Raw genomic sequence first — 22,032 nt, 5'->3', positions numbered from 1 at the left:
TTTGATTAAGAGTTAAATTGTAAATGATACATTGAGGCATAAATACCATTTTTGGATAATAAAGTTTGGTGAGTCCCTTCCTCTACAAGTCCTCCGTGATCAATAACCAAAATTCGGTCAGCTTGTTCAATGGTAGATAGTCTATGGGCAATAATAATAGAGGTACGATTCTTCCTTAAATTTTCAATTGCTTGTTGCACAAATCTTTCTGACTCATTATCCAGAGCAGAGGTGGCTTCATCCAAAATTAAAATTGAGTTATTACGGAGTAATACCCTTGCAATTGCTATTCGTTGGCGCTGTCCTCCAGACAATAAAATTCCATTATCACCAATTTCAGTATCAATTCCATTTTCTAATTTATTTATAAATTCCATGGCATTAGCCTGCTTAGCTGCCTCTATAATATCTTCTCTGGTATACCTATTTTTAGCACCATATGCAATATTATCAGCAATTGTTCCACTAAATAAATGAACCTGTTGAGATACATATCCAATTTGATTACGTAATGATCTTAGCGTATATTCTTTTATATTAATTGAATCGATTAATATCTCACCGTCAACAATATCATAAAATCGTGGTATTAGATTTGCTATAGTTGTTTTTCCAGCACCAGAGCGACCGACTAAAGCTATAGTTTCTCCCCTTTTAACCTTGAAACTAATATTTTTTAATGATGGTACCGTATTTTCTGGATATGTATATGTAACTTTTTTAAAATCAATGCCTTCTTCAACGCTTGTTAATTCAATTATTCCTCTATCCTCTTCGATCTTTGATTCTAAAAGATTAAATAATGATTCACAAGCAACAGCCCCCTTTTGTAATTCAAGATGAACACTAGTTAATTCTTTTAATGGACGCATAAAAGCAACCATTGCAGAAAAAACAACTGTAAACGAGCCTGGGGTAATATCTAAGGCTTGATTTGCAACTAAATATAATATAAAACCTAAAGCTATAGTTGTAACTAATTGAATAATTGGAGATGATAAACCTGATACTAAAACAATCTTTAAAATACTTCTTCTAAAAGATTTATTAATCGAGTAAAAGTTATTTTTTTCATAATTTTGGGCATTAAAAATTAATATTTCTTTATGTCCCTTGATCATTTCATCAGCAGCAATACCAATGTCTCCAACTCCTTTCTGCATAAAGATAAGAGTCTGTCTAAACTTTTTCGCTATAAACTGGGCAATAAAGATAACCAACGGTACAAGAAAAAGTAAAACTAGCGCTAATTTCCAATTTCCATAAAACATTACAATACTTAAACCAATAGCATATGTAATTTCTCTCACCAATATAATGAGGGCATCAGATGATGCTTTAGATAACAATTGAGTATTATAGGTTATAATAGTTACCAGTTCTCCTATAGTATTTTTATTAAGAAAACTTATAGAACTTTTTAATAAGTGATTAAAAATTAATTGTCGAAATTTATTTACAACTTTACCAGAAAGCCATGAAAGGCAATAAGTTGAACAATAATTAGATAATCCGCGTAAAGTCATCAAACCAATAATACCAATTGAAAAAAGAATTAAAAGTTCATAGTTCTTATCCATCAAACCGTTATCTAACAATGGTTTTGTTAATGAAATTAAAGTTGCATCAGTCGCAGCATTTACCAAAAGTGCTATAATAGCAACAATTAGAGCTTTTTTATGTGGATAAATAAATGGCCACAATTGTTTAATAGTATTTAATGAGTTATATTTATTTAGCATAAGGATTAAAAAAATTTATTTTGTTTCCATTATACTATACATTATGACACTTTAGTTTAAATATTATTACAATTCTTTTTCAACTAGTAGTAGCACTAATTTGTATTACCTATATAATAATTAGAAATAAACTCCATTTTTGCTTATAGTCTATCTAATTATTAGTTTATATTGAAATTTTACATCAATTGTAAGTATATTCTAAATCAATTACTTTATTTGTAGATTTTTAAGGATAGGAAATAATCAATGTATTTTAATGCTAACAAGATTATTAAAAAAAAAATAGAATTTTTTTCAAACAGCAATAATAATACTGATACATTAAATATAGCATATGGAATTGATCGTAATTTTTTTCTAGGCTGTGCAGTTTCCATTTCCTCGATTTTATTATTTAACTCTAAATTTAATTTTTCATTTCATGTATTCACTAACAGTTTATCATCTGAATTCGAAAGGATCATGAAATTATTAAATAAACAATTTAACGTGAACATAACAATTTATTTAGTAGATGATGATACTTTTGCTGAACTACCAACTACAAAAATTTGGACTATAGCGACTTATTTTCGATTTATAGTAGCTAATTATTTTTATCAAAAAATTGATAAAATTCTATATATTGATGCAGATATTATATGTAAAGGCTCCTTAGAAGAATTATTTTCATTGCAATTTGATGACAATATTGCTTATGTAGTAAAAGACAAAGATGCTATATGGTGGAATAAATGTGCAATTCGGCTAAATGAACCCAATTTATCTAAAGGTTATTTTAATGCAGGATTTTTACTAATTAATTTAAATAAATGGAATGAATTAAATATAAATAGCCAAGCATTGAAAATGCTATCTGATATTAATAAATCAAAAAAACTGACTCACCTTGATCAGGATGTTTTAAATTTACTATTATTAAAAAAAGTTAAATATCTTGATAGTAAATATAATCAACAAGTTAGTATTAATTATGAACTAAAATATAAGACTAAAAATAAAATTTATTCTCCCATTTTAGATCAAACAATATTAATCCATTATATCGGACCAACTAAACCTTGGCATACATGGGCGAAAGATTATAAATGCTCACAATATTTTATAACCGTTAAAGAACGATCTCCCTTAAAATCAATACCATTACTATCAGCTACGAATGCTAATCAAATGAGATATTGCTCAAAACATAAAATGCATCAGAAAAAATATTTTTCTGGAATAATTTGCAATATCCTATATTATCTAAAAAAAATAACTAAAAGCTGATAATTTTTTCTATATTATATGAATATCATTAATAATTTTAGTTAACATTGCATCAGCACTGTATTGATATAAAATGTCTAAGGAAATAGGTGAAAACGTTGTCTGTAAAAATACTGAAATATTCATATAATTTTCATCTTCAAGAATAAAAATCTGTTCTGGATTGTAAAAATTATATTCTCTAATAGATTTGTTAGTAGTTATTAATTTTTTATTAAATAAGATCGCTTCTATAGCTCTTAATGTTATTCCTGTTTGACCTATTTGTCCTATTTCCAGAATAACATCACTTTCTTTTACTTTTTCTATATTTTCAAAATAACTAATTTTTTTCCCTAACTTATAAAAGTTTGATTCTTTCAAAGTCGATGATATATCTTTAACTATGTCATAATTAATCAAATTAAAATCAATTTTATAATTATCATCTTGCAATCTAGGTGCTAATTTATTAATTATTTCAACTCGATGTTCCAAATATTCGCCAATAAAAAAACAGTTTTTTGAAAGATTTTTATTATCTAATTCGATTCTAATCTTTTTCATTTCAGAAAAAGTAAAAGGCAAAAACTGGTTCAAATAGGTAAAATTATATTTTCTACAATCATCGAAATCAAAACTATATATTTTATCGAAATGAGGAGTAATTTTAGTTATATAATCTTCATCTTGACGTAGCCATTTTTTTTTGTTTTTCATACTATTGTTTAAAACATCTATAGTATCTCTTAAAACTAAAACTCGATGACAATTCACATCTTTAATTAAATCTATAAATCCTGATATAGCAAAGCCACTACACAATAAAATATCTTCAGCTTTTAGGTTTTTTAATTTTATATATCGATTAAGATTAATAAACCATTGACGAGGAAAATTTCTTTTTTCTAATGAAAAATTAATATTCCTAAAATGTTTCATTAATTTATTAAAAAGTACTACATCATATTCAGATTTTAGGGAGTTAACCATATATTTTTCATAGTCAGCATTCCATTCCGAAAAGTAAACAGTCATTATCATGACACCTTATAATTATTTAATTTTGGAAATACATATTGCTAATTCTTTTTTCCAATCAGAATCTTTGATACCATATTGAATTATTTTTTTAGTAGATAAAACTGAATATAAAGGTCTTAATGCTTTAGTACCAAAATCTTTAGTATGAATAGGTAGAATTTTAGGCATTTCAGTTATAGTACCCTGTTTTAAAGCGATATCAAATATTTGTTTAGCAAATAAATACCATGTTGTGGGTTCATTTCCACAATAGTGATATATTCCACCATCAATGTTTTTTCGCAATAACTTGACAATTGTTTTTGCTAAGTCACCAGCATAGGTAGGTTTACCAAATTGATCATCTACTATCGATAATTTTTTTTTTGAGGAAGCTGACTTTAGCATAGTTTTAACAAAATTATTGTTATATTCACTAAATAGCCATGAAGTCCTAATTATTATTGCTGAAGGATCAGTTTCAAGGATTGCTAATTCGCCATTACGTTTAGTTTGACCATATACATTAATGGGATTAGTTAAATCAGTTTCTAAATAAGGTGAATTTTTAGTACCATCAAAAACATAATCGGTTGAAAGGTGAATAAGCCTTAGGTGATATTTATTTGATGCGATTGCTAAATTTTTGGAGCCTAATACATTAACATTATAAGCTAATTCTTGTTCAACTTCTGCATTATCTACCGCCGTATATGCGGCGGTGTTTACAATAAACTCAGGTTGATATAATGATAATAAATCATCAACAGCTGAATAATTACTGATATCCAATTGTTGGTGATTAACTGCTATTAATCGCCAGCTTGAAGGAAATATATTTCTCAAACATTGACCTACTTGACCTTCTGAACCAGTTAGTAAAACTTTCATTTATTTAAAATAGTTCCTCAAAAGATTTACCTAACTTATCTTTAGCGGATAATATTGGATTAGATATTGGCCAACTAATGTTTATTGTAGGATCATTCCATAACAAACATCTTTCTGATTTTGAGTCATAATAATTTGTACATTTATATTCAAAATCAGCAATATCCGATAAAACTAAAAAACCATGAGCAAATCCAGGTGGAACCCATAATTGCTTATTATTCTCTGCAGATAAAATCATCCCCACCCATTGACCGAAGGTTGGAGAATCCTTACGAATATCAATAGCCACATCAAAAACTTTACCTTGAACAACTCGTAATAATTTACCTTGCGGGTAATCTACTTGGAAGTGCATTCCCCTAAGTACATTTTTAAAAGAACGAGAAAAGTTATCTTGAACAAATTCATAATTTATACCTAACAATTTTTGATAGCGTTCTTTTTGAAAGGTTTCAAAAAAATAACCTCTATTATCATTTATTACTTTAGGATGAATAACTTTGATTCCGTTAATTTTAGTTTCAAAAATCTGCATAATTAAATCTTTTCAACAAGTTGATATAGATATTGGCCATATAATGTTTTTTTCGAATCTATTGCTTCTTTTCTTATCTGTTCTACACTCAACCAACCATTTCTAAAGGCAATTTCTTCTAAGCAAGCAACTTTTAATCCTTGCCTTTTTTCAATAATTTGAACAAACGATGATGCTTCAAGCAAACTATCGTGTGTTCCAGTATCTAGCCAAGCAAATCCTCTACCAAGTATCTCTACATTCAATAAACCAGAATCTAAATACATTTGATTAAGTGTTGTTATTTCTAATTCTCCACGGCTTGAAGGATTAACTTGTTTTGCCATCTCAACTACGTTTTCATCATAAAAATAGAGTCCAGTTACAGCCCAATTCGATTTTGGTTTGATTGGTTTTTCTTCAATTGATAATGCTTTAAAATTTTCATCGAAATCTACAACACCAAAACGTTCTGGATCAACTACCTGATAGCCAAAAATTGTAGCACCGTCTTTATGAGATACAACTTTTCCTAACTTCCTACCAAAGCTTTCGCCAAAAAAAAGATTATCACCTAAAATTAGAGCAGATCGCTGATTTTGAATAAATTCTTCACCAATGATAAAAGCTTGTGCCAATCCTTCTGGTTTTGACTGTTGGGCATAACTAAGTTTAATACCAAATCTACTACCATCACCTAATAACCGTTTAAACATTGGTAGATCATCTGGTGTAGTAATGACCAAAATATCACGAATTCCAGCTAACATAAGCACAGATAAAGGATAATATATCATAGGTTTATCATATATTGGTAATAATTGCTTTGATATCCCCCTTGTTATAGGATAAAGACGAGTCCCTGAGCCACCTGCTAATACAATACCTTTCATAATTTACCCTATTTTTTAAAAATACCATGCCTTGGTCTAGCGTATGAACCATCTTTTATATGATTGCACCACTCACTATTTTTTAAATACCATTCTACTGTTTTACGCATACCACTCTCAAATGTTTCCTGTGGTTTCCAACCTAAATCATGGTATAATTTTGAAGAATCAATAGCATAACGTTGATCATGCCCTGGTCTATCAGTAACAAAACAAATTAAATCTTTATAATTAATAACACCATTCGGTTTATTAGGAACCAATTCTTCAAGTAGATCACATATTAGATTTACAACATCAATATTTTTTTGCTCATTGTAACCACCGATATTATAATTTCCTCCAACTTTGGCTTGAGTCGCAACTAAATAAAGAGCTCTAGCATGATCCTCGACATATAGCCAATCTCTGATTTGTTGACCATTACCATAAACAGGCAAAGGTTTCCCTTCTAATGCATTTAAGATCATTAATGGAATTAATTTTTCTGGGAAGTGATAAGGTCCATAATTATTTGAACAATTAGTAATAACTATTGGTAGCTCAAAAGTCCTATGCCAAGCTCGAACAAGGTGATCACTTGATGCTTTTGAAGCAGAATAAGGACTACTTGGTGAATAAGGCGTTTTTTCAGTAAATAAATCTGTTGTCCCATGTAAATCACCATAGACTTCATCAGTTGAAATATGATGAAAACGGAAGCTTTCTTTTTTAACTATATCCAATGATTTCCAATACGCTAATGCTGCTTCTAAAAGTGTATAGGTACCAATTATATTAGTTTCAATAAAAGTTGAAGGATTATCAATTGAACGATCTACATGACTTTCTGCTGCTAGATGCATAATAATATCAGGACGGAAATCATTAATTATCATATCGATAGATTTTCGATCGCAAATATCAATTTGTTTAAAATGAAATCTTCCTTTGTCAGAAACTTCGGATAATGATTCTAAATTACCAGCATATGTTAATTTATCTATAACCAAAACTTCGTCATCAGTATTATTGATAATCAGTCTAACGACCGCGGAACCAATAAAACCTGCACCTCCAGTAACAATAAATTTCATGTGTTATTTTCCTAATGTATACAATAAATTTATTCAAAAATTAATTGGTATAAATGATAGCAACAGCCATAGCAGTATCTCTATCATGAGACAAACTAATTCGAATATTTAGATAATCATATTTATTATTTAATATTCTTGCTATAGGATGATTTTTTGCTTTATCGTTTTCAATTTCAATTTCATTAACCAATACATCAATAATATTTAAATTATAAAGTGCTTTAATAATTGATTCTTTTGCACAAAATCTTACTGCAAGATGCTGTGCGGGATAAGATTTAGATAAACAATAATTTAACTCTATTTTTGTAAAAATTTTGTTCAAAAAAGAGAAATTTGAAACTTTATCATTAAACCTATCAATTTTTTCAACATCGCAACCAACTGCAAACATATGTTTATCCAATTTGAAGAAACTTTTTATTAAGAATAAAATCAATACCCCAAAAATGTAAAACTGACATTTTCACACTGTTTTTTCTGTATCTACGTAATTCAAAAATATTAGGAATAATAATAAATCTTTTAGTTAATTTACCAAACATAAAACAATTGAATAGATCTTTATCATAATCTTTAAAATCAATATTACTGAGCAAAATATTTTCATATTGTAAGGTCAGCTTAAACATATCATTAATTTTTTTATTTTGTTTTATAGTATTTTGGGGATGCCATCTGTAAGAAAAAAGAACTTTATCTAAATATTTAAACTTACTATATTTAGAAATTTGAAGATTCATGAACCAATCTTCCAATGGCGCATTCACATTATATAGGCCAGCCTTATCATATATAGACTTTCTTACTAAATAACCATTTGGTATATGATTTCCTCTATATAAGTATAAATATCTTCCAAAATTATTGCCTAATTTTTTAATTTTCAGAAAATCCGCAAATGTTTGGTAATTGGCAAGGTTCTTATCATAAATTATATTTCTTTCTTTATCCCAATAACAAACTATATTATTTTGATCAATAATTTCATTATCCCCAACTACCAATGCATAGTCACTATGTTTTTCTAAAAATGACACTTCTTCATATATCGCTTCAGATTTAGCTAAATCATCCGAAGCTATACAAAATATATATTTACCTTGGGACAAATTGATTAACTTATTAGAAGTCGCCCCAATACCTTGGTTCTGTTGTTTTTGAAAGATGATATTTGTAAAACGTTCCTTACAAATATTTTCCATCTCAAGAATTTTTTCAAAAGTTGAATCAATAGAACCGTCATCAATAATTATTAGTTCAATTTTTTCATATGTTTGGCTAATAATCGATTTAATAGTATCTTGGATATAATTTTCGTGATTATATGCTGATATAATCACAGAAACTAACGGTAATTTATTTGTATTCATTTATAACATCAACAACTCTAAGTACTTCTACCTCCGTCATTACTGGACTAATAGGTAAAGATAAAACTTCTTTATGTATTTTCTCAGTAATTGGATAATTTAAATGATTCCATTCTTTATATGCTTCTTGCTTATGTATTGGAATTGGATAATGAATAATTGTTTGTATTCCATTTGATTTTAAATAGTTTTGTAGCTCATCCCTGTTTTCAGTTCTTATGACAAACAGATGCCATACATGCATATCCTCATGCAACAATTTTGGTAAAATAATTAATGGGTTATTTATGTTTTCAATATAATAATTAGCAATTTTACGACGCTTATTGTTATCTTCGTCTAAATGAGGTAATTTAACATTGATGACTGCTGCTTGTAGCTCATCTAATCTAGAATTAACTCCTTTATAAAGATTGACATATTTTTTATTAGACCCATAATTAGCAATAGCCTTAATCTTCAAATATAATTCTTCATCATTTGTAGTTACTGCGCCACCATCACCTAAGCAACCTAGATTCTTTCCAGGATAAAAAGAAAAACCACTAGCATCACCTAAATTACCAACCCTACGTCCTTTATACATAGCACCATGAGCTTGAGCAGAGTCTTCAATTATTTTTAAATTATATTTTTCAGCTAATTTCCAGATTTTTTCCATTTCAACAGCTTGACCATACAAATGAACAACCATAATAGCTTTTGTTTTAGGTGTTATTGCTTGTTCAATTAAATCTGGATTAATATTATATGTATTAAGATCGGGTTCAACCAACACAGGTTTACAGCCATTTGCTGAGATGGCTAGTGTTGATGCTATATAAGTATTAGCAGGAACAATAATTTCATCATCTGAACCAAAACCGTATGCTTTAATTATTAAATTAAGTGCATCTAAACCATTTGCTACACCAACAGCATATTTCACTCCACAATAAGTAGCAAATGCTTCATTAAAAATATGATTTTCATCGCCTTGTAAATACCAACCTTTTTCAAAAATAGTATTTATCCGTTTTAAAATTTCTTCATTGTAAAAATTATTTATCTTTTGTAAATTTAGAAAATGTATCATAATAAAAACCTTTATAAATTATTATTTTCATATACCTTTGAGATATATTTATTCTTTCTATTTTTATTAATAACCATATCAAAAAATGGTAATTGTCCAATTATAATCATTATACAGTAGAAAATATTTTTCATGCGTTCCTTAATACCAAATAATGATTTACTTTTTGGAATTGGAGTATGACTTTTTCTTAATTTATATGAAACAATTTTATAAACTTTATTAGCCCAAAGTTCCAAATAAGAACTTTTTTGTTTACTTTCAATATTACTATATCTTACATCCAAAAATTTCCATAACCTGTAATAGATTTTTAATTTTAATCTCCGGCCTTTTGATAAATTAAAATGGGTTAATTCAAAATTTAGAAAATTTGGAAATTTTTCGAAAAAAGCTGATGGGTAATAATTTTCATGAGAACCAAAGCTTACATAATGAACCAACGGTATCCACCCCTCCTCAATGATTTCCGGATATTTTCTGCAATAGTATTTTTCATCCCATAATTTAGATTTTTTAACTATATTCCATCTTTCCAACCAGTAACAATACATTGGGCTTTGTGTTAGATTATATTTATTATTTATCTCAGGATAGTATTCCTCAATTAGATACAATTCATACATTCGAGTTGCAATACAACCAATATCGTGTTTTATTGATCCTACAGTATTTTTCTGATGCCACCGATATGATGCTAAAATATCTGGAAATACTTTTTCTTTTGAATATTTCGTAATTTGAAAATGAAGGAAAATATCTTCAATCGGAACATTTACAGTATGAGGTTTTATTAAGTTAAGAACACTTTTACGAACTAAATATCCATTGGCAACAACATTGTTATACCAAAACCACTCATATGAAACATCTCCTGATGATTCTAATTCAGGTGGCATTTTTCCTATTAAATGGGGCCATACTCGGTATATTTCATCAACCCAAAATGTTTGAAGCGTAGAATAAATAGCTTGTTCTTTATCATAAATAATATTTCTATTATAGTCCCAGTAAATTTTGTTTGAATTCGAATCAATAAGTTCATTATCACCCGATGCTAAACCATAATCTTTATTTTTAGATAAGAATTCATATAAAAAACTAATTGCATGTGGTTTTGCAACATCATCAGAACCTATCATATAAACATATTCGCCATTAGCGATCGATATTAGTTGTTTAGAATTATATGCAACGCCCTTATTTTCTTGAGTTTTAAAAACAGTTCTGAGGAATCGTTTATCACATGTTTTTTTTAGTTTTAATAAGTTATTATAAGTTTGATCTGTAGAACCATCATCTATCACAATTAATTCTAAATTAGGATAAGTTTGATTAATTATTGAGTCAATTGTTTCTTTGATATATTTTTCATGATTATAAGCTGATATAATTACAGAAATTAAGGGATACTCTTTTTTTTTCATATAAACTAATCCTAAAGATATAGATATAAATATATATTAATAATAAGAGAATTTTAATGTTTTAATTTATAGAAGATTAGAGAAAAAGTCTTTAGATTTTTCAAAATCCCTTTTATTTAATACAAAGTAAAAATTCTTTTCATCTTGATTTATTTCTTTGGCACCTTTCATTTTATGAAATTTGATAACTTTATTGTTACCTTTTCTAACATCAAAATAGTTATTTTCTAAATTAAGAATATTAAAAACAAAATGTTGTAACAATAAATCACCTTCTATTACTTCTTGAACTGTAGAACCGCTTTTCATTATCCAACTGCCGCCGGTACATTGATTTTCTTTTAAATTATAAAGTCTAACCGTTCCTAATGGATTTCCTTTCTTATTTTCTATAATAAAATAATACTCATTATCCAATGTTTTATAATTTTTAAGATATTCTATTTGTTTTTGTAAATCATTTTCTGTTTTATGCAAAAATTTTGATTTCAATTCATCTGTTCTCAAAGACAAAATAAATTCGGCATCTGAAAGCTCAACTTCACGTAGATCTACATGTTTTCCTATAATAAGTTCTACTTTTTTGTGCTTAGCCAAAACATCCCCCATCTAAAATATAGTTTTGTCCTGTAATCCAACGCGCTTTGTTCGATAATAAAAAAACGGTCATATCAGCTAAATCAGATGGTTTTCCAATACCTAATGCATAATTTGATAAATTAGTCCCTATTGACTCCTTGTTTTTCTGATACATAGGTGTGTCAACAAAAGCTGGGGATATACAATTACAACGTAAACCTCGATGTGAAATTTCTTTGCTGATTGATTTTGCACCTGCAATTAATGCTGCTTTCGAAGCTGCATAATATGTTTGTCCTTTCTCTGGGTAAACTCCAGCCGTAGAAGCGATAAATACGATACTGGCGCCTAATCCAATATTGACTCTTTTATCAACAAATCCTTTTGCTAGAAAAATAGGAGCAAAATAATTAATATTAAATAATGATTTACCATTGTTAAGATCTAATGCAACTAATGGTGAAGGCATATCCATCCCTGCACTACAAACAAGACCAGTAAACTTACCATATTTATCTTTAAGAGTTCTAATATAGTTCGGTAGCTCACTAATATTCTCGGTTAAATCTTTTTGTTCTAAAAATAAAGAATCTGGATTTTTTGATTTAGACTTCAATGATAATAATCTTTCTTGATTTCTTCCTATAGCTATAACTGTAGCGCCTAATGAATTAATTAGAAGAGCAATACCTTCTCCAATACCAGAACTAGCACCAGTCACAATAAATATTTGTTCTTTTGAGAAAGAAATCATAGACTAAATACCTGCCTTTTTAGCTACATCATCTATTGTTTTCAAATTTTGAAAATCATCAAAAACAACTTTCACATTAAAATTTTGATCAAGAAAAGCTACCGTTGCTAATTTAGCTAGAGAATCCCACTCTTCTATATCATCTAAACTCATACCAAAGGATAATTCATCTTCTGTTTGTAAAATGTCTTGAAATTTCTCTAAAAATTCTTCTCTAGTCATAACTTTTATCCCTCTTGAAATTGTTTAGCCCAATATAAAATTTGTTCCACACGTGTATGACTTTCAGTTGGATTTTTCATTAAAGAAATACCTCCATTATGAATATTTTTAATATTTACAATAGAAGCTCCCCATGATAATCCTACTCCAAAAGCCGAAATTAGTATTTTATCTACATTTTTATTATACAATTGATCACAAATAACTGTTGCAACAGAATTAGTCGAATTATTACCGTATTTAGAAAAAGTTTCTGAAGATGTTTTATCTAATGGTATTTTAGCAATTCTTGCAACATTTTCAACGATCTGTTTATTGGCTTGATGAATTACAAAATAATCTATTTCTGATGAATTGGTATCAGAAAACTCTAATACTTGATTTATATTTTTAGGTGCAACATCCATGGTAAAATTGAATACGTCCATACCATGTAATATTTCATCACCAACAAACCATATATTACCAGCCGAATCTTTTGCCGTTATATTTACTATATCTTCTTTTATCGGCAGTTTTCTTCCTCCAGCTGGAACAATAATTCTATCCCACCCTTTTCCATCGGTACCAATTGAGAAATATGCAGGATTGTCTTCAGGCGTATAAGTAATGTAAGTTGCCGAAGCTGCATCACCAAATAAAGGATTACATTTTCGATTTGCGATATTGGAATGAACACTTGGGGCATCTCCTGCCAATAATAATACTTTTTCAGCCGACCCACTAGCAATTAAAGAATGAGCCATCCATAATCCATAAACATATCCTGAACACCCTAATCCGACATCAAAAGTTGCACAATTTGAATTTAACCCAAGTCTACCGTGTAAGATACATGATGAAGCAGGTAATAAATAATCAGGACTTTGACAAACCAATATTAATGCGTCGATATCATCCCTAGCAATATTCATATCTCGTATTAAATTATTAGCAGCTACTTCACATAAATCAATTACTGTAGTACCGTCCCTAACAACATGACGAGTTCCAAAACCTATCATTTTTTTTGCTCGTTGAAGTTTTTTAGGATTATTATCAAAATAATTTATTTCATCTTCAATATTAATAATATTTTCTGGTACAACAGTAGTAATACCTTTGATACAGCTATGTTTTAAACAAACATTACTCATCGTTATCTCCGCAATATACTTGAGGGGGTAAAATAGTTATATCATCAAGTATTAACTGACAGGCACCCCATGATAAACCAATACCAAAACCTTGAATTACAACATTAATTGGAGAACGGATCTTATCTGACAAAGTTGCGCAAATTGTTCCGGGGATAGCTGCACTATTTTGATTACCGAAATCAGGGAAAATTACTGGTACTTTTTCTTTAGGTAATAAAGCTGATTTAGAGATTGTATCAACAATATATTTATTTCCTTGATGGAATAAGAAATAGTCGATTTCATCTTTATTCTTATTAGATAATTTTAATATATCTTGTAATAATGGGGGTTGTTCAGTTAAAGTAAAATTAAATATCTCAAACCCATTCATATAAATATTTTCTTGGCTTCTTATATTTCCATCTTTGTCAGCAACCTCTTTTCTTGTTTCTTCTGAAGATGGTTGTCTATAAGCGCCAGCTGGTTGTAGCATATGATTAACACCAGAACCGTCAGACTTGAGGATAAAATAGGATGGTGAACTATTTTTGGATTTTTCTATGATTGTAGCAGCCCCAGCATCACAAAATAGAGGGTACTCCGTTCTATCTTTTGGATTTGCTGATTTACTTAGCGTATCACCAGTTAATAGTAATACTTTATTTAGACCAGCTGAAACCATCATATAAGATAACCAAAGACCATATACAAATCCAGAGCAACCTAATTCAACATCTAATGCGGAAGTTTCTTTAGGAAAATTTAATTTTTCATGAATTATATGAGCATTACCGGGCATATAATAATCTGGAGTTTGGGTAATAAAAATGATGGCATCAATATCATTCACAGATGTATTAGTTTCATTAAGCAACCTTTTAGCTGCATCCAAACACAAATCACAGGTAGTTGTTCCTTTCGAAGCCACATAACGGGTTCCAAAACCTACTGTTTTTTTTAGTCGCCCTAGAAACGCTTCATCATTGTTATAATAAAATGGTTCGTCCTCAATATTACATTTATTTTCACCTAATGTTATTGACATTCCTTTTATTTTAGCATTAAAAAAACTGGATTTAGCCATATTAAATTTACCTTTCTTTGTTAACCTGCACTAATTCAACCATCATCATATTTTTTAACATTAAAAAACAAATTTTATCAAAATAGGTCGCATTGGTTATTGGAACTACAACCATAGCCTTATTTGTAGTCAACAAAGAATTAACTGCTTCTTCAATATTGTTTGTCTCATAAGCAAAATGGTAAAACTTAATACCTTTTTCCAAACATGATGTTAATGGACCTTTATCAGTTAAATTTTCTAATAACTCCAGCGGTGGCTGCCCTTCAGCTTCAATGAATATCCCTTTAATCCCTTGTATAGGATCGCTAAAGTAATCTGATGATTCCTTGTAGCCTAGCATTTTATAATAGCTCATTTCTTTCTCAATATTTCGAGTTGCAACTCCAATATGATGAAATTTTAAATTTAACTCGGCTAAATCAACCATTATCACTAACCTCAATAGAAATTCCTTCAGTAACGATTTCATTTGGAATAGAACAAATAATATTGCCATATTGTTCTATTTCCTTTTGAGAAAATTCTTTTAACCAATTTAATGCAGGAATATTACGTTCACCTTGTCGATAATTAATTCTAATTTTATCAATTGAATTTAATTTATTCATACCTAATTTAAACATAAAAGGAATCATTATCGACTCTAAATGACGGCCTAAAGCTCTACAACTAACTGTTAACTCATTTAAATTTAACACTGATTCTTTAGAATCTTTCGATAAAACCAATACAGCAATAATACCACTATCTGATAAATTATCAGACATAGCTGCAGTTATTAAACATCCCTTATTTTTAATAATATTTATTAAATCCAACTCGCTATATCTTTTATAATTCAAAATAAATTGATTAGTCTTTCCTAAAAGCTCAGAACATCGTACTATTTGATTAAGATCGTTTATAGAAAAATGAAGTTTTATTCCTAATTTTTTAAAATACTCTTTTGGTGACAAAGTATTTGCCATGATACTTCTTTCTTTATTGGCCCGAATATCTTTATCCCTAATATTATCTTCCTTTGATTTTTTCAATTTTAATAAACCAGGAAAATATTTCAGTGTTTGAACTGTACGATTTGGATCATTAGCTAATATTGTTTTGAGACCTAATCCTCTAGTATTTTCTATTTCAGCAGGATTATCATCAATAAAAAGCATGGCATCACAACCAATATTAAGCTCATCTGCTAAACTTTTTATATTGTCATATTTTGAATTCCAATTTACTCTTATTGCGGTAAAATCATCTATTCTAAGGGCAAAATCAGTCCGTTGCTTGAATAATTCAACAACATCAGCTTCTTCATTTTTAGAAGCTATACAGAGAAATATACCGTTTTGATGTAATTGTTTGACTGCTTTTTGTAATTCTATATTGGGTTCCAAAGCGCTAATACCGTCTTCACCCAAAATTCCACGATATAATGTATTATCTAAATCTAAAACAACCGCTTTTATATTTGGTTTAAAAATTGCTGGTATATACTGCAATCCAATTACGCGAGCACAACGTAAACTTGCCTTGTTAGAGAGGCGAGTTCCTGAGTAGGGTTCTTTTGCTAAATCGTATGCCGAATCACCAATCCTTTCTAATTCATCATTTAAGGAAAATAGGTAACAGTCTGGTATATTATCAAATAATTTAACTTCTAAATTATTACCGATACAGATAAAAATAATCGGTGAATTTGATAATTCTCTTAATGCAAGCGCTCGTTCATTAACAAAACTGGATATATCTTCAAGCTTGTAACGAGTTACATCTAACCAAATTAAGTTCAAATCTGCATCTATATTTTGGAAATTTAAACTATCATCATAGCTACTATATATAAAATCTGCAGATAATTCAGAAAAAGTTAAAAATGAATTCAAAACACTAGCGATCATTTCAAAAGAATGATTTCGATAAACAGCAATTTTTAAATTGCAGCATTTTAAGTTAGGTTTTATTGATAATAAATCTAACCTTTTCAATTCATTATCAAAAAGCGCATTAAAGCAGATATCTATATTCAATTAATTAACCTTTAATTTTTTTAATTTCATCAATAATTTTAGACATTGAAGTTAAAGCTGGAATTGATTCTGGCCTAAAAGAGATACCTAATTCCTCTTCTAAAACCATGATTATTTCAATATGTTTCATAGAATCCCATTTAGGTTCAGATTCCATAGATATATCATCATTACTATTAATTTCTTTTTTAAATAATGTTGAAAAAATTTTAGCAACCATATCTTCGTATAAGTTAGGCATTTTTATATCCTTTTTGTGTTTCACATAAAAAATGGTCATATTCTCTTATATAATCATTTTCGTCATAAAAACCATCGGCTAAAACAATAAGAACAGAATCCTCTGAAAAATTTTGCATAATACGCCAAACCGGTCCTTCAATGATTAAACCAATACTTGGAGAATTTAATGAGAATGTCTGTTTTACATTTTGATACTCACAATAAATATCAACTGTTCCTGATACAGCTATCAACAATTGCTTTAATTTTTTGTGCGCATGAAAACCTCGAGAAATATTTTTTTGAGTACCATAAATATAATACATACGCTTAATATCAAAACCGATATTGTGGCTATTTTCAAGTGAAATCAAAGAGCCTCTCTCATCGCCAATAATATTAAAATTTACAAACTCAACTCTAGGTTCAATCATTTAAAAATCCTGATAAAAAAGAATATAACTAATATATTAGTTGATAAATAATGTGATAAATTAAATAAAAATGTCATGCTATAAGTATTTACGAATCATTTTAACAAATTTTTCAATTTATCAGCAATGCTAAGATTTTTGAATATAAAAAGAAAATAATCCGTAATTGTAATAAAAAATCAATTTTTCTTCAATAAATATTAACATCCAATAAAATAACGCGATTTATTTTTTGTCATTTTTTTCACTACTTCAATTACTATTATTGATAAGAATAACGTTATTAAAGCCATAGTTATGCCAATTATTAATTCTAAAAAACCAGAACAATTTTGGGTTACTTGCTGAAAATAATTATTATTTTTTAAAAATAAATAGAATATACTCTCTAATATAGCATAGTGAATAAAGAAAATAGGGAAACTTATATTAGCTATATATGATAATATAGAGTTGAATTTATTTTTAGTAAAATTCGAGTTGGTATAATCCCAAAAATATAATAACAACATAAATATCATTATTTTAAATGGCGTGTACATCACACCTCTTAAACTAAAATTAGGAATAGTTTCATACATTGTCGCAATCAGTAATAAAACTACACTAAAGAACATTATAATAATAAAAAAATTTCTTTTTATTATCTTCATGATATTAAGATGATTTTGTCTTATTCCCATACCTATTATATATACAGGCAGAAAATGCAAAGAAATTGATAATAACTTATAGCCGTCATGAGGTCTAGGGTATAAACTAACAAAAATAAAAGATATTATTGATAAAGTTGTCAAATTTTTACCAGATAAAAATTTTAAAATTGGTGCTAATAAATAGATAACAGTTATCATAGGGATAAACCAAAAAGGTATAGATAAACTACCCCGTTTCCATTCAATGAAAAACTTTTTAAAACTTTGATATATTGAATTGTCATTAATGTAGTCCCAATAACAAAACACAAAAATTACAAAAGAAACTACAGTATATGGGATAATCACATTTTTAATTTTTGATAAATAATATCTTTTTAATTTAAATTTATAAGAAAGATGTTGAAATAAATATCCTGCTATCAAGACAAAGCCAACAGTCCAATTAAGAGTAAGAGAGGAAAAAAAATAAAAATAACTTTGATTTGAACCCATTTTTTTACAGATCCCTGAAGACCATAATATTCCATAGCAGTGACATATCACAATCAGAATTATAATAATGCCTCTTAAAAGATGAATCGAATTAACCTTTCTTAAATTATCAAATGTTGCAGAATCCATATATTTCATTACCGTACTATCAATTGTATTTTTCCAACTTTACTAATCTTCTTAAATAAAAAATTAATAACAACCCATTATATTATTAATAATAATCATTTATGATAGCATTCTAATTATCATTATTGTAGATATTTAAAATATTATTAGATATTTACCGCCCTATCCCATAATCCCGAAGTTTATTTGCAATTGCGGTGTGGGATACTCCTAATCTTTTGGCAAGTTTTCTTGAGCTTGGATATTTGACATAAAGACTTTTTAGGACTTCTTTTTCATAGTTTTTCGTCATTTCATCTAGCGTTTTATTGTCAATATCCCTAATCAATGAGATCTGAGTTGAAGTTATTGCTGGTAAAACAATGTCTTTTACCGTCAATTGTGAAGATGTTAACTGAGCCAATGCTGAATAAAGTACATTTTTAAGCTGTCTTACATTACCTGGCCATGAGTATTGAGCTAAATAAGGAATAACATCTTGATTAACTGTTGGCGGTGTAATTCCCTGCTTATTAGCAAATTCATCAATAAAAATTTGTGTGAGCGGTGCAATATCTTCCTGACGTTCTTGTAGTGAAGGTAAATTTAAGGACAACACATTCAAGCGATAATAAAGATCTTTCCTAAACTTTCCTTGTTCCACCAATTCAGCTAAATCAACTTTAGTGGCACAGATGATTCTAACATCTACATAAACTTCGTTATCATCGCCGACTCGTCTAAAAAAGCCATCGTTAATAAAACGCAATAATTTGGTTTGCATTTGGAATGACATTTCATCGATGCCATCAAGTAATACAGAACCACCATTAGCCTGTTCAAAAAAACCTTTTTTGCTTTCAAGTGCTCCTGGATAAGCCCCTGCGGCATGGCCATAAAGCTCACTTTCAACAACATCATCAGGCATAGCGGCACAATTGAGACCTAAAAAAGTTTGATCCCCCCTAGGGCTATATTGATGACATGCACTAGCCAACAAATCTTTACCTGTGCCAGTTTCACCGGTAATCAATAGTGGCTCCCTTTGCATTGAAAAAGCTTTAGCTTGAGCAATTAATTTTTGCATTGATTGGCTTTTAACAGCAAAAATATCAAAAGCATGACGTCCAACAACATTAATTTTTGATAACCGTTTTTTTAGATATTCAACTGGTTGCAAAACAAAGGTAATAAGGGATGATTCATTAATTTTCTGCAATAAAAAATACTGCGAGTTTAATACAATAATCGTATCGTCATGTTCGGATAAATCAAATGTTGCATCCAAACTAAATGCATTTCGATAATCAAATGGCTGATCTAAACTTAATAAATTACTAGAAAATAATGCTTTTGCTGCATCATTATAAGCAACTAAATGTGTATTATTGTCGATTTTAATGATGGCTGCTTGCATTATAATGCTCCCACTTTTCATTCAACTTCATTAAATTTTGATGACGATTCTGCCAATCATGACTCTTTATCAAATCGGCATAATTTACTTTGGTATTAGTTAATAGTAGTTTTGCTTTATCGGTTAATAATGGCTGTTTTTCATTTAAACGAGTTAATGTATCTAAAATAGCTAATGTGCCATTTCGATTATTACAAGCCAATAATAAATCACAACCAGCATTAAGCGCTGCTTTAGCTCGTTCAGCGTGATCCCCCAAAACAGAAGCTCCTTCCATCGATAAATCATCAGAAAATATAACACCATCAAAATGTAACTTTTCACGTAACACTGTTTTTAGCCAAAACACTGACCCGCTAGCTGGTTTATCATTAAATTCAGGATAAATAACATGAGCAGGCATAATTGCATCGAGTTTCTTTTCAGCGATTAATTTGGCAAAAATCTGCATATCATTTTCAATGAGTTCTTTCGAACGATAATCGATTGGTGTTTCTTTATGAGAATCAGCAATAACATGGCCATGGCCAGGAAAATGTTTACCAGTTGTTTTCATGCCTGCCGAATGCATACCATCAATCATTGACGATGCAATTTGATAAGCAATATAACTATCATGATGAAATGATCGACTTCCAATGGCTAAACAATCATGACCTAAATCAAGTACAGGTGCATAACTTAAATCAATGTCGTAGGCAATCAATTCCATCGCTAGTAACCAACCCGCGTCAAATGCTAATGATTTCGCTTTTTCTAAATCATTAAGCAAAGCAAAAGATTGCGCAGGAGGAATTAGAGTAAAGCCTTGCTTGAAACGTTGAACTCGACCACCTTCATGATCAACAGAAATTAATAAACGTTCTGATGTTACTGAACGAATTTGCTTTATCAAATCAGTCAATTGCTCAGGAGACTGATAATTACGACTAAATAAAATAATCCCTGCTACCATTGGATTTTTTAAAAGCGATATATCATCATTGGTTAATGATGTACTCGGCACATCGATCAATAAAGGCCCCATTATTCAGCAGCTCCTTGAGCATGATTAACAGAATTTTGGGATTGGATATCCTTTGTTGTCACACGTTGTAAAATTTCACCCGTTTGGGTTGAAAGTAATTCCATAGAAAGGTTGGCATCTTCATTTTCGGCTGGTAACTTATAAAGTGTGGTAAAAAGCACATACCCAGCATTTATTGACTTTGCCAAACCGATCATTTTACTGCGAGAAACAAGTTTATCATCAACAGAAATACCTAACGCTTGTTTAGCTTGACTGATCGATTGTCTATCAGCCACAGAGAAAATACTTTGCTTATTCAGTATATTATGTAATGTTGTATCAATCTGATTTGTTGCTAAATAATCACCACTACGATTTTGGATATCACTAATTAACAACACTTTATTACCTTCAATTGCTGATGAAGATTGCAATATTTTATTTACAACTGGAGATAATATATCATTCCAATCAGTTGTTTTAACTATCTGTGGCGGAGTATCTACCACCCCAGTGTTATCGGGGATTTCTACTGGCGGATTGACTTCAGTTTTTTGATTATAACCAAGAAGTTGACATCCAGCTATACTAAAAGCAAGCATGCCCATTCCAATGATACGTTTAAACTGTTTCATA

General features: G+C 29.2%; 23 protein-coding genes and 1 pseudogene. 1 reads left to right on the top strand and 23 read right to left on the bottom strand.

What is annotated here, in order from left to right:
• Positions 1-5: 5 nt before the first annotated feature.
• Positions 6-1,742, bottom strand: a complete 1,737-nt coding sequence (gene msbA / locus H3S74_RS06510) for a lipid A export permease/ATP-binding protein MsbA (protein WP_198247518.1) — start codon at positions 1,740-1,742, stop codon at positions 6-8.
• 249 nt (positions 1,743-1,991) lie between these two features.
• On the opposite strand from msbA, the gene H3S74_RS06505 reads away from it, so the two are divergent.
• The gene (locus H3S74_RS06505) at positions 1,992-3,014 is read left to right on the top strand and encodes a glycosyltransferase (protein WP_198247517.1); all 1,023 of its coding nucleotides are present in this window, start codon (positions 1,992-1,994) and stop codon (positions 3,012-3,014) included.
• Positions 3,015-3,023: 9 nt separating this feature from the next.
• On the opposite strand, the gene H3S74_RS06500 is transcribed toward H3S74_RS06505, so the two are convergent.
• The 22 genes and pseudogenes from H3S74_RS06500 to H3S74_RS06395 all read right to left on the bottom strand — a co-directional run bounded on the left by H3S74_RS06500 (position 3,024) and on the right by H3S74_RS06395 (position 22,031).
• Positions 3,024-4,031 carry a hypothetical protein gene (locus tag H3S74_RS06500; RefSeq protein ID WP_110447496.1) on the bottom strand — a complete coding sequence of 336 codons (1,008 nt, stop codon included), beginning with the start codon at positions 4,029-4,031 and terminating at the stop codon, positions 3,024-3,026.
• An 18-nt stretch (positions 4,032-4,049) separates the two neighbouring features.
• Entirely contained in the window at positions 4,050-4,907 is an 858-nt protein-coding gene (rfbD, locus tag H3S74_RS06495) for a dTDP-4-dehydrorhamnose reductase (protein ID WP_110447495.1), read from the bottom strand.
• A gap of 4 nt (positions 4,908-4,911) precedes the next feature.
• A complete protein-coding gene (rfbC, locus tag H3S74_RS06490) occupies positions 4,912-5,445 on the bottom strand; it encodes a dTDP-4-dehydrorhamnose 3,5-epimerase (RefSeq protein ID WP_110447494.1) in 534 nt (177 codons plus the stop codon).
• Positions 5,446-5,447: 2 nt separating this feature from the next.
• Complete coding sequence (gene rfbA, locus H3S74_RS06485) at positions 5,448-6,317, bottom strand: glucose-1-phosphate thymidylyltransferase RfbA (protein WP_110447493.1); 870 nt, start codon at positions 6,315-6,317, stop codon at positions 5,448-5,450.
• Positions 6,318-6,325: 8 nt separating this feature from the next.
• Positions 6,326-7,393, bottom strand: a complete 1,068-nt coding sequence (gene rfbB / locus H3S74_RS06480) for a dTDP-glucose 4,6-dehydratase (RefSeq protein ID WP_198247516.1) — start codon at positions 7,391-7,393, stop codon at positions 6,326-6,328.
• 40 nt (positions 7,394-7,433) lie between these two features.
• The gene (locus H3S74_RS06475; protein WP_110447491.1) at positions 7,434-7,790 is read right to left on the bottom strand and encodes a holo-ACP synthase; all 357 of its coding nucleotides are present in this window, start codon (positions 7,788-7,790) and stop codon (positions 7,434-7,436) included.
• A gap of 4 nt (positions 7,791-7,794) precedes the next feature.
• The gene (locus H3S74_RS06470) at positions 7,795-8,769 is read right to left on the bottom strand and encodes a glycosyltransferase (RefSeq protein ID WP_198247515.1); all 975 of its coding nucleotides are present in this window, start codon (positions 8,767-8,769) and stop codon (positions 7,795-7,797) included.
• Positions 8,756-9,844, bottom strand: a complete 1,089-nt coding sequence (locus tag H3S74_RS06465) for a DegT/DnrJ/EryC1/StrS aminotransferase family protein (RefSeq protein WP_110447489.1) — start codon at positions 9,842-9,844, stop codon at positions 8,756-8,758. The genes H3S74_RS06470 and H3S74_RS06465 overlap by 14 nt, the downstream gene beginning before the upstream one ends.
• A gap of 11 nt (positions 9,845-9,855) precedes the next feature.
• Positions 9,856-11,271, bottom strand: coding sequence for a glycosyltransferase family 2 protein (locus tag H3S74_RS06460; protein ID WP_110447488.1), 1,416 nt, complete (start codon positions 11,269-11,271; stop codon positions 9,856-9,858).
• A 66-nt stretch (positions 11,272-11,337) separates the two neighbouring features.
• Positions 11,338-11,868, bottom strand: coding sequence for a GNAT family N-acetyltransferase (locus H3S74_RS06455; RefSeq protein ID WP_181414638.1), 531 nt, complete (start codon positions 11,866-11,868; stop codon positions 11,338-11,340).
• Complete coding sequence (locus H3S74_RS06450; protein WP_110447486.1) at positions 11,861-12,604, bottom strand: SDR family NAD(P)-dependent oxidoreductase; 744 nt, start codon at positions 12,602-12,604, stop codon at positions 11,861-11,863. Before H3S74_RS06450 ends, H3S74_RS06455 begins: the two co-directional genes overlap by 8 nt.
• Positions 12,605-12,607: 3 nt before the next feature.
• On the bottom strand, positions 12,608-12,826 hold the full coding sequence (locus H3S74_RS06445) for an acyl carrier protein (RefSeq protein ID WP_110447485.1): 219 nt from the start codon (positions 12,824-12,826) through the stop codon (positions 12,608-12,610).
• Positions 12,827-12,831: 5 nt separating this feature from the next.
• Positions 12,832-13,962 (bottom strand): 3-oxoacyl-[acyl-carrier-protein] synthase III C-terminal domain-containing protein, encoded by a 1,131-nt coding sequence (locus H3S74_RS06440; protein ID WP_110447484.1) that lies wholly within the window; start codon positions 13,960-13,962, stop codon positions 12,832-12,834.
• Complete coding sequence (locus H3S74_RS06435) at positions 13,955-15,031, bottom strand: 3-oxoacyl-[acyl-carrier-protein] synthase III C-terminal domain-containing protein (protein ID WP_110447483.1); 1,077 nt, start codon at positions 15,029-15,031, stop codon at positions 13,955-13,957. Before H3S74_RS06435 ends, H3S74_RS06440 begins: the two co-directional genes overlap by 8 nt.
• A gap of 7 nt (positions 15,032-15,038) precedes the next feature.
• Positions 15,039-15,461 carry a VOC family protein gene (locus H3S74_RS06430; RefSeq protein WP_181414637.1) on the bottom strand — a complete coding sequence of 141 codons (423 nt, stop codon included), beginning with the start codon at positions 15,459-15,461 and terminating at the stop codon, positions 15,039-15,041.
• Entirely contained in the window at positions 15,454-17,055 is a 1,602-nt protein-coding gene (locus tag H3S74_RS06425) for an HAD-IIIC family phosphatase (protein ID WP_198247514.1), read from the bottom strand. Before H3S74_RS06425 ends, H3S74_RS06430 begins: the two co-directional genes overlap by 8 nt.
• Before the next feature lie 4 nt (positions 17,056-17,059).
• Complete coding sequence (locus tag H3S74_RS06420) at positions 17,060-17,296, bottom strand: acyl carrier protein (RefSeq protein ID WP_110447480.1); 237 nt, start codon at positions 17,294-17,296, stop codon at positions 17,060-17,062.
• Positions 17,289-17,711 carry an FdtA/QdtA family cupin domain-containing protein gene (locus H3S74_RS06415; RefSeq protein ID WP_110447479.1) on the bottom strand — a complete coding sequence of 141 codons (423 nt, stop codon included), beginning with the start codon at positions 17,709-17,711 and terminating at the stop codon, positions 17,289-17,291. Before H3S74_RS06415 ends, H3S74_RS06420 begins: the two co-directional genes overlap by 8 nt.
• 200 nt (positions 17,712-17,911) lie before the next feature.
• Positions 17,912-18,991 (bottom strand): acyltransferase, encoded by a 1,080-nt coding sequence (locus H3S74_RS06410; RefSeq protein WP_181414636.1) that lies wholly within the window; start codon positions 18,989-18,991, stop codon positions 17,912-17,914.
• Positions 18,992-19,145: 154 nt separating this feature from the next.
• Positions 19,146-20,015, bottom strand: a pseudogene (locus H3S74_RS06405) (sigma 54-interacting transcriptional regulator); the annotation flags it as partial.
• A 352-nt stretch (positions 20,016-20,367) separates the two neighbouring features.
• Positions 20,368-21,414, bottom strand: a complete 1,047-nt coding sequence (gene nagZ / locus H3S74_RS06400) for a beta-N-acetylhexosaminidase (protein ID WP_198247512.1) — start codon at positions 21,412-21,414, stop codon at positions 20,368-20,370.
• Entirely contained in the window at positions 21,414-22,031 is a 618-nt protein-coding gene (locus tag H3S74_RS06395; protein WP_198247511.1) for a penicillin-binding protein activator LpoB, read from the bottom strand. The genes nagZ and H3S74_RS06395 overlap by 1 nt, the downstream gene beginning before the upstream one ends.
• Between the last annotated feature and the right edge of the window lies 1 nt (position 22,032).

It is taken from the genome of Gilliamella sp. W8126 (assembly GCF_016102185.1).
Lineage (GTDB): Bacteria > Pseudomonadota > Gammaproteobacteria > Enterobacterales > Orbaceae > Gilliamella > Gilliamella apis_A.
This window is presented reverse-complemented; position numbering and strand designations above follow the sequence as displayed.

Coding starts and splice junctions, on each gene's coding strand:
- msbA (WP_198247518.1), bottom strand. CDS start 1,742: ATGCTAAATAAATATAACTCATTAAATACTATTAAACAATTGTGGCCA.
- H3S74_RS06505 (WP_198247517.1), top strand. CDS start 1,992: ATGTATTTTAATGCTAACAAGATTATTAAAAAAAAAATAGAATTTTTT.
- H3S74_RS06500 (WP_110447496.1), bottom strand. CDS start 4,031: ATGACTGTTTACTTTTCGGAATGGAATGCTGACTATGAAAAATATATG.
- rfbD (WP_110447495.1), bottom strand. CDS start 4,907: ATGAAAGTTTTACTAACTGGTTCAGAAGGTCAAGTAGGTCAATGTTTG.
- rfbC (WP_110447494.1), bottom strand. CDS start 5,445: ATGCAGATTTTTGAAACTAAAATTAACGGAATCAAAGTTATTCATCCT.
- rfbA (WP_110447493.1), bottom strand. CDS start 6,317: ATGAAAGGTATTGTATTAGCAGGTGGCTCAGGGACTCGTCTTTATCCT.
- rfbB (WP_198247516.1), bottom strand. CDS start 7,393: ATGAAATTTATTGTTACTGGAGGTGCAGGTTTTATTGGTTCCGCGGTC.
- H3S74_RS06475 (WP_110447491.1), bottom strand. CDS start 7,790: ATGTTTGCAGTTGGTTGCGATGTTGAAAAAATTGATAGGTTTAATGAT.
- H3S74_RS06470 (WP_198247515.1), bottom strand. CDS start 8,769: ATGAATACAAATAAATTACCGTTAGTTTCTGTGATTATATCAGCATAT.
- H3S74_RS06465 (WP_110447489.1), bottom strand. CDS start 9,844: ATGATACATTTTCTAAATTTACAAAAGATAAATAATTTTTACAATGAA.
- H3S74_RS06460 (WP_110447488.1), bottom strand. CDS start 11,271: ATGAAAAAAAAAGAGTATCCCTTAATTTCTGTAATTATATCAGCTTAT.
- H3S74_RS06450 (WP_110447486.1), bottom strand. CDS start 12,604: ATGATTTCTTTCTCAAAAGAACAAATATTTATTGTGACTGGTGCTAGT.
- H3S74_RS06445 (WP_110447485.1), bottom strand. CDS start 12,826: ATGACTAGAGAAGAATTTTTAGAGAAATTTCAAGACATTTTACAAACA.
- H3S74_RS06440 (WP_110447484.1), bottom strand. CDS start 13,962: ATGAGTAATGTTTGTTTAAAACATAGCTGTATCAAAGGTATTACTACT.
- H3S74_RS06435 (WP_110447483.1), bottom strand. CDS start 15,031: ATGGCTAAATCCAGTTTTTTTAATGCTAAAATAAAAGGAATGTCAATA.
- H3S74_RS06430 (WP_181414637.1), bottom strand. CDS start 15,461: ATGGTTGATTTAGCCGAGTTAAATTTAAAATTTCATCATATTGGAGTT.
- H3S74_RS06420 (WP_110447480.1), bottom strand. CDS start 17,296: ATGCCTAACTTATACGAAGATATGGTTGCTAAAATTTTTTCAACATTA.
- H3S74_RS06415 (WP_110447479.1), bottom strand. CDS start 17,711: ATGATTGAACCTAGAGTTGAGTTTGTAAATTTTAATATTATTGGCGAT.
- H3S74_RS06410 (WP_181414636.1), bottom strand. CDS start 18,991: ATGGATTCTGCAACATTTGATAATTTAAGAAAGGTTAATTCGATTCAT.
- nagZ (WP_198247512.1), bottom strand. CDS start 21,414: ATGGGGCCTTTATTGATCGATGTGCCGAGTACATCATTAACCAATGAT.
- H3S74_RS06395 (WP_198247511.1), bottom strand. CDS start 22,031: ATGAAACAGTTTAAACGTATCATTGGAATGGGCATGCTTGCTTTTAGT.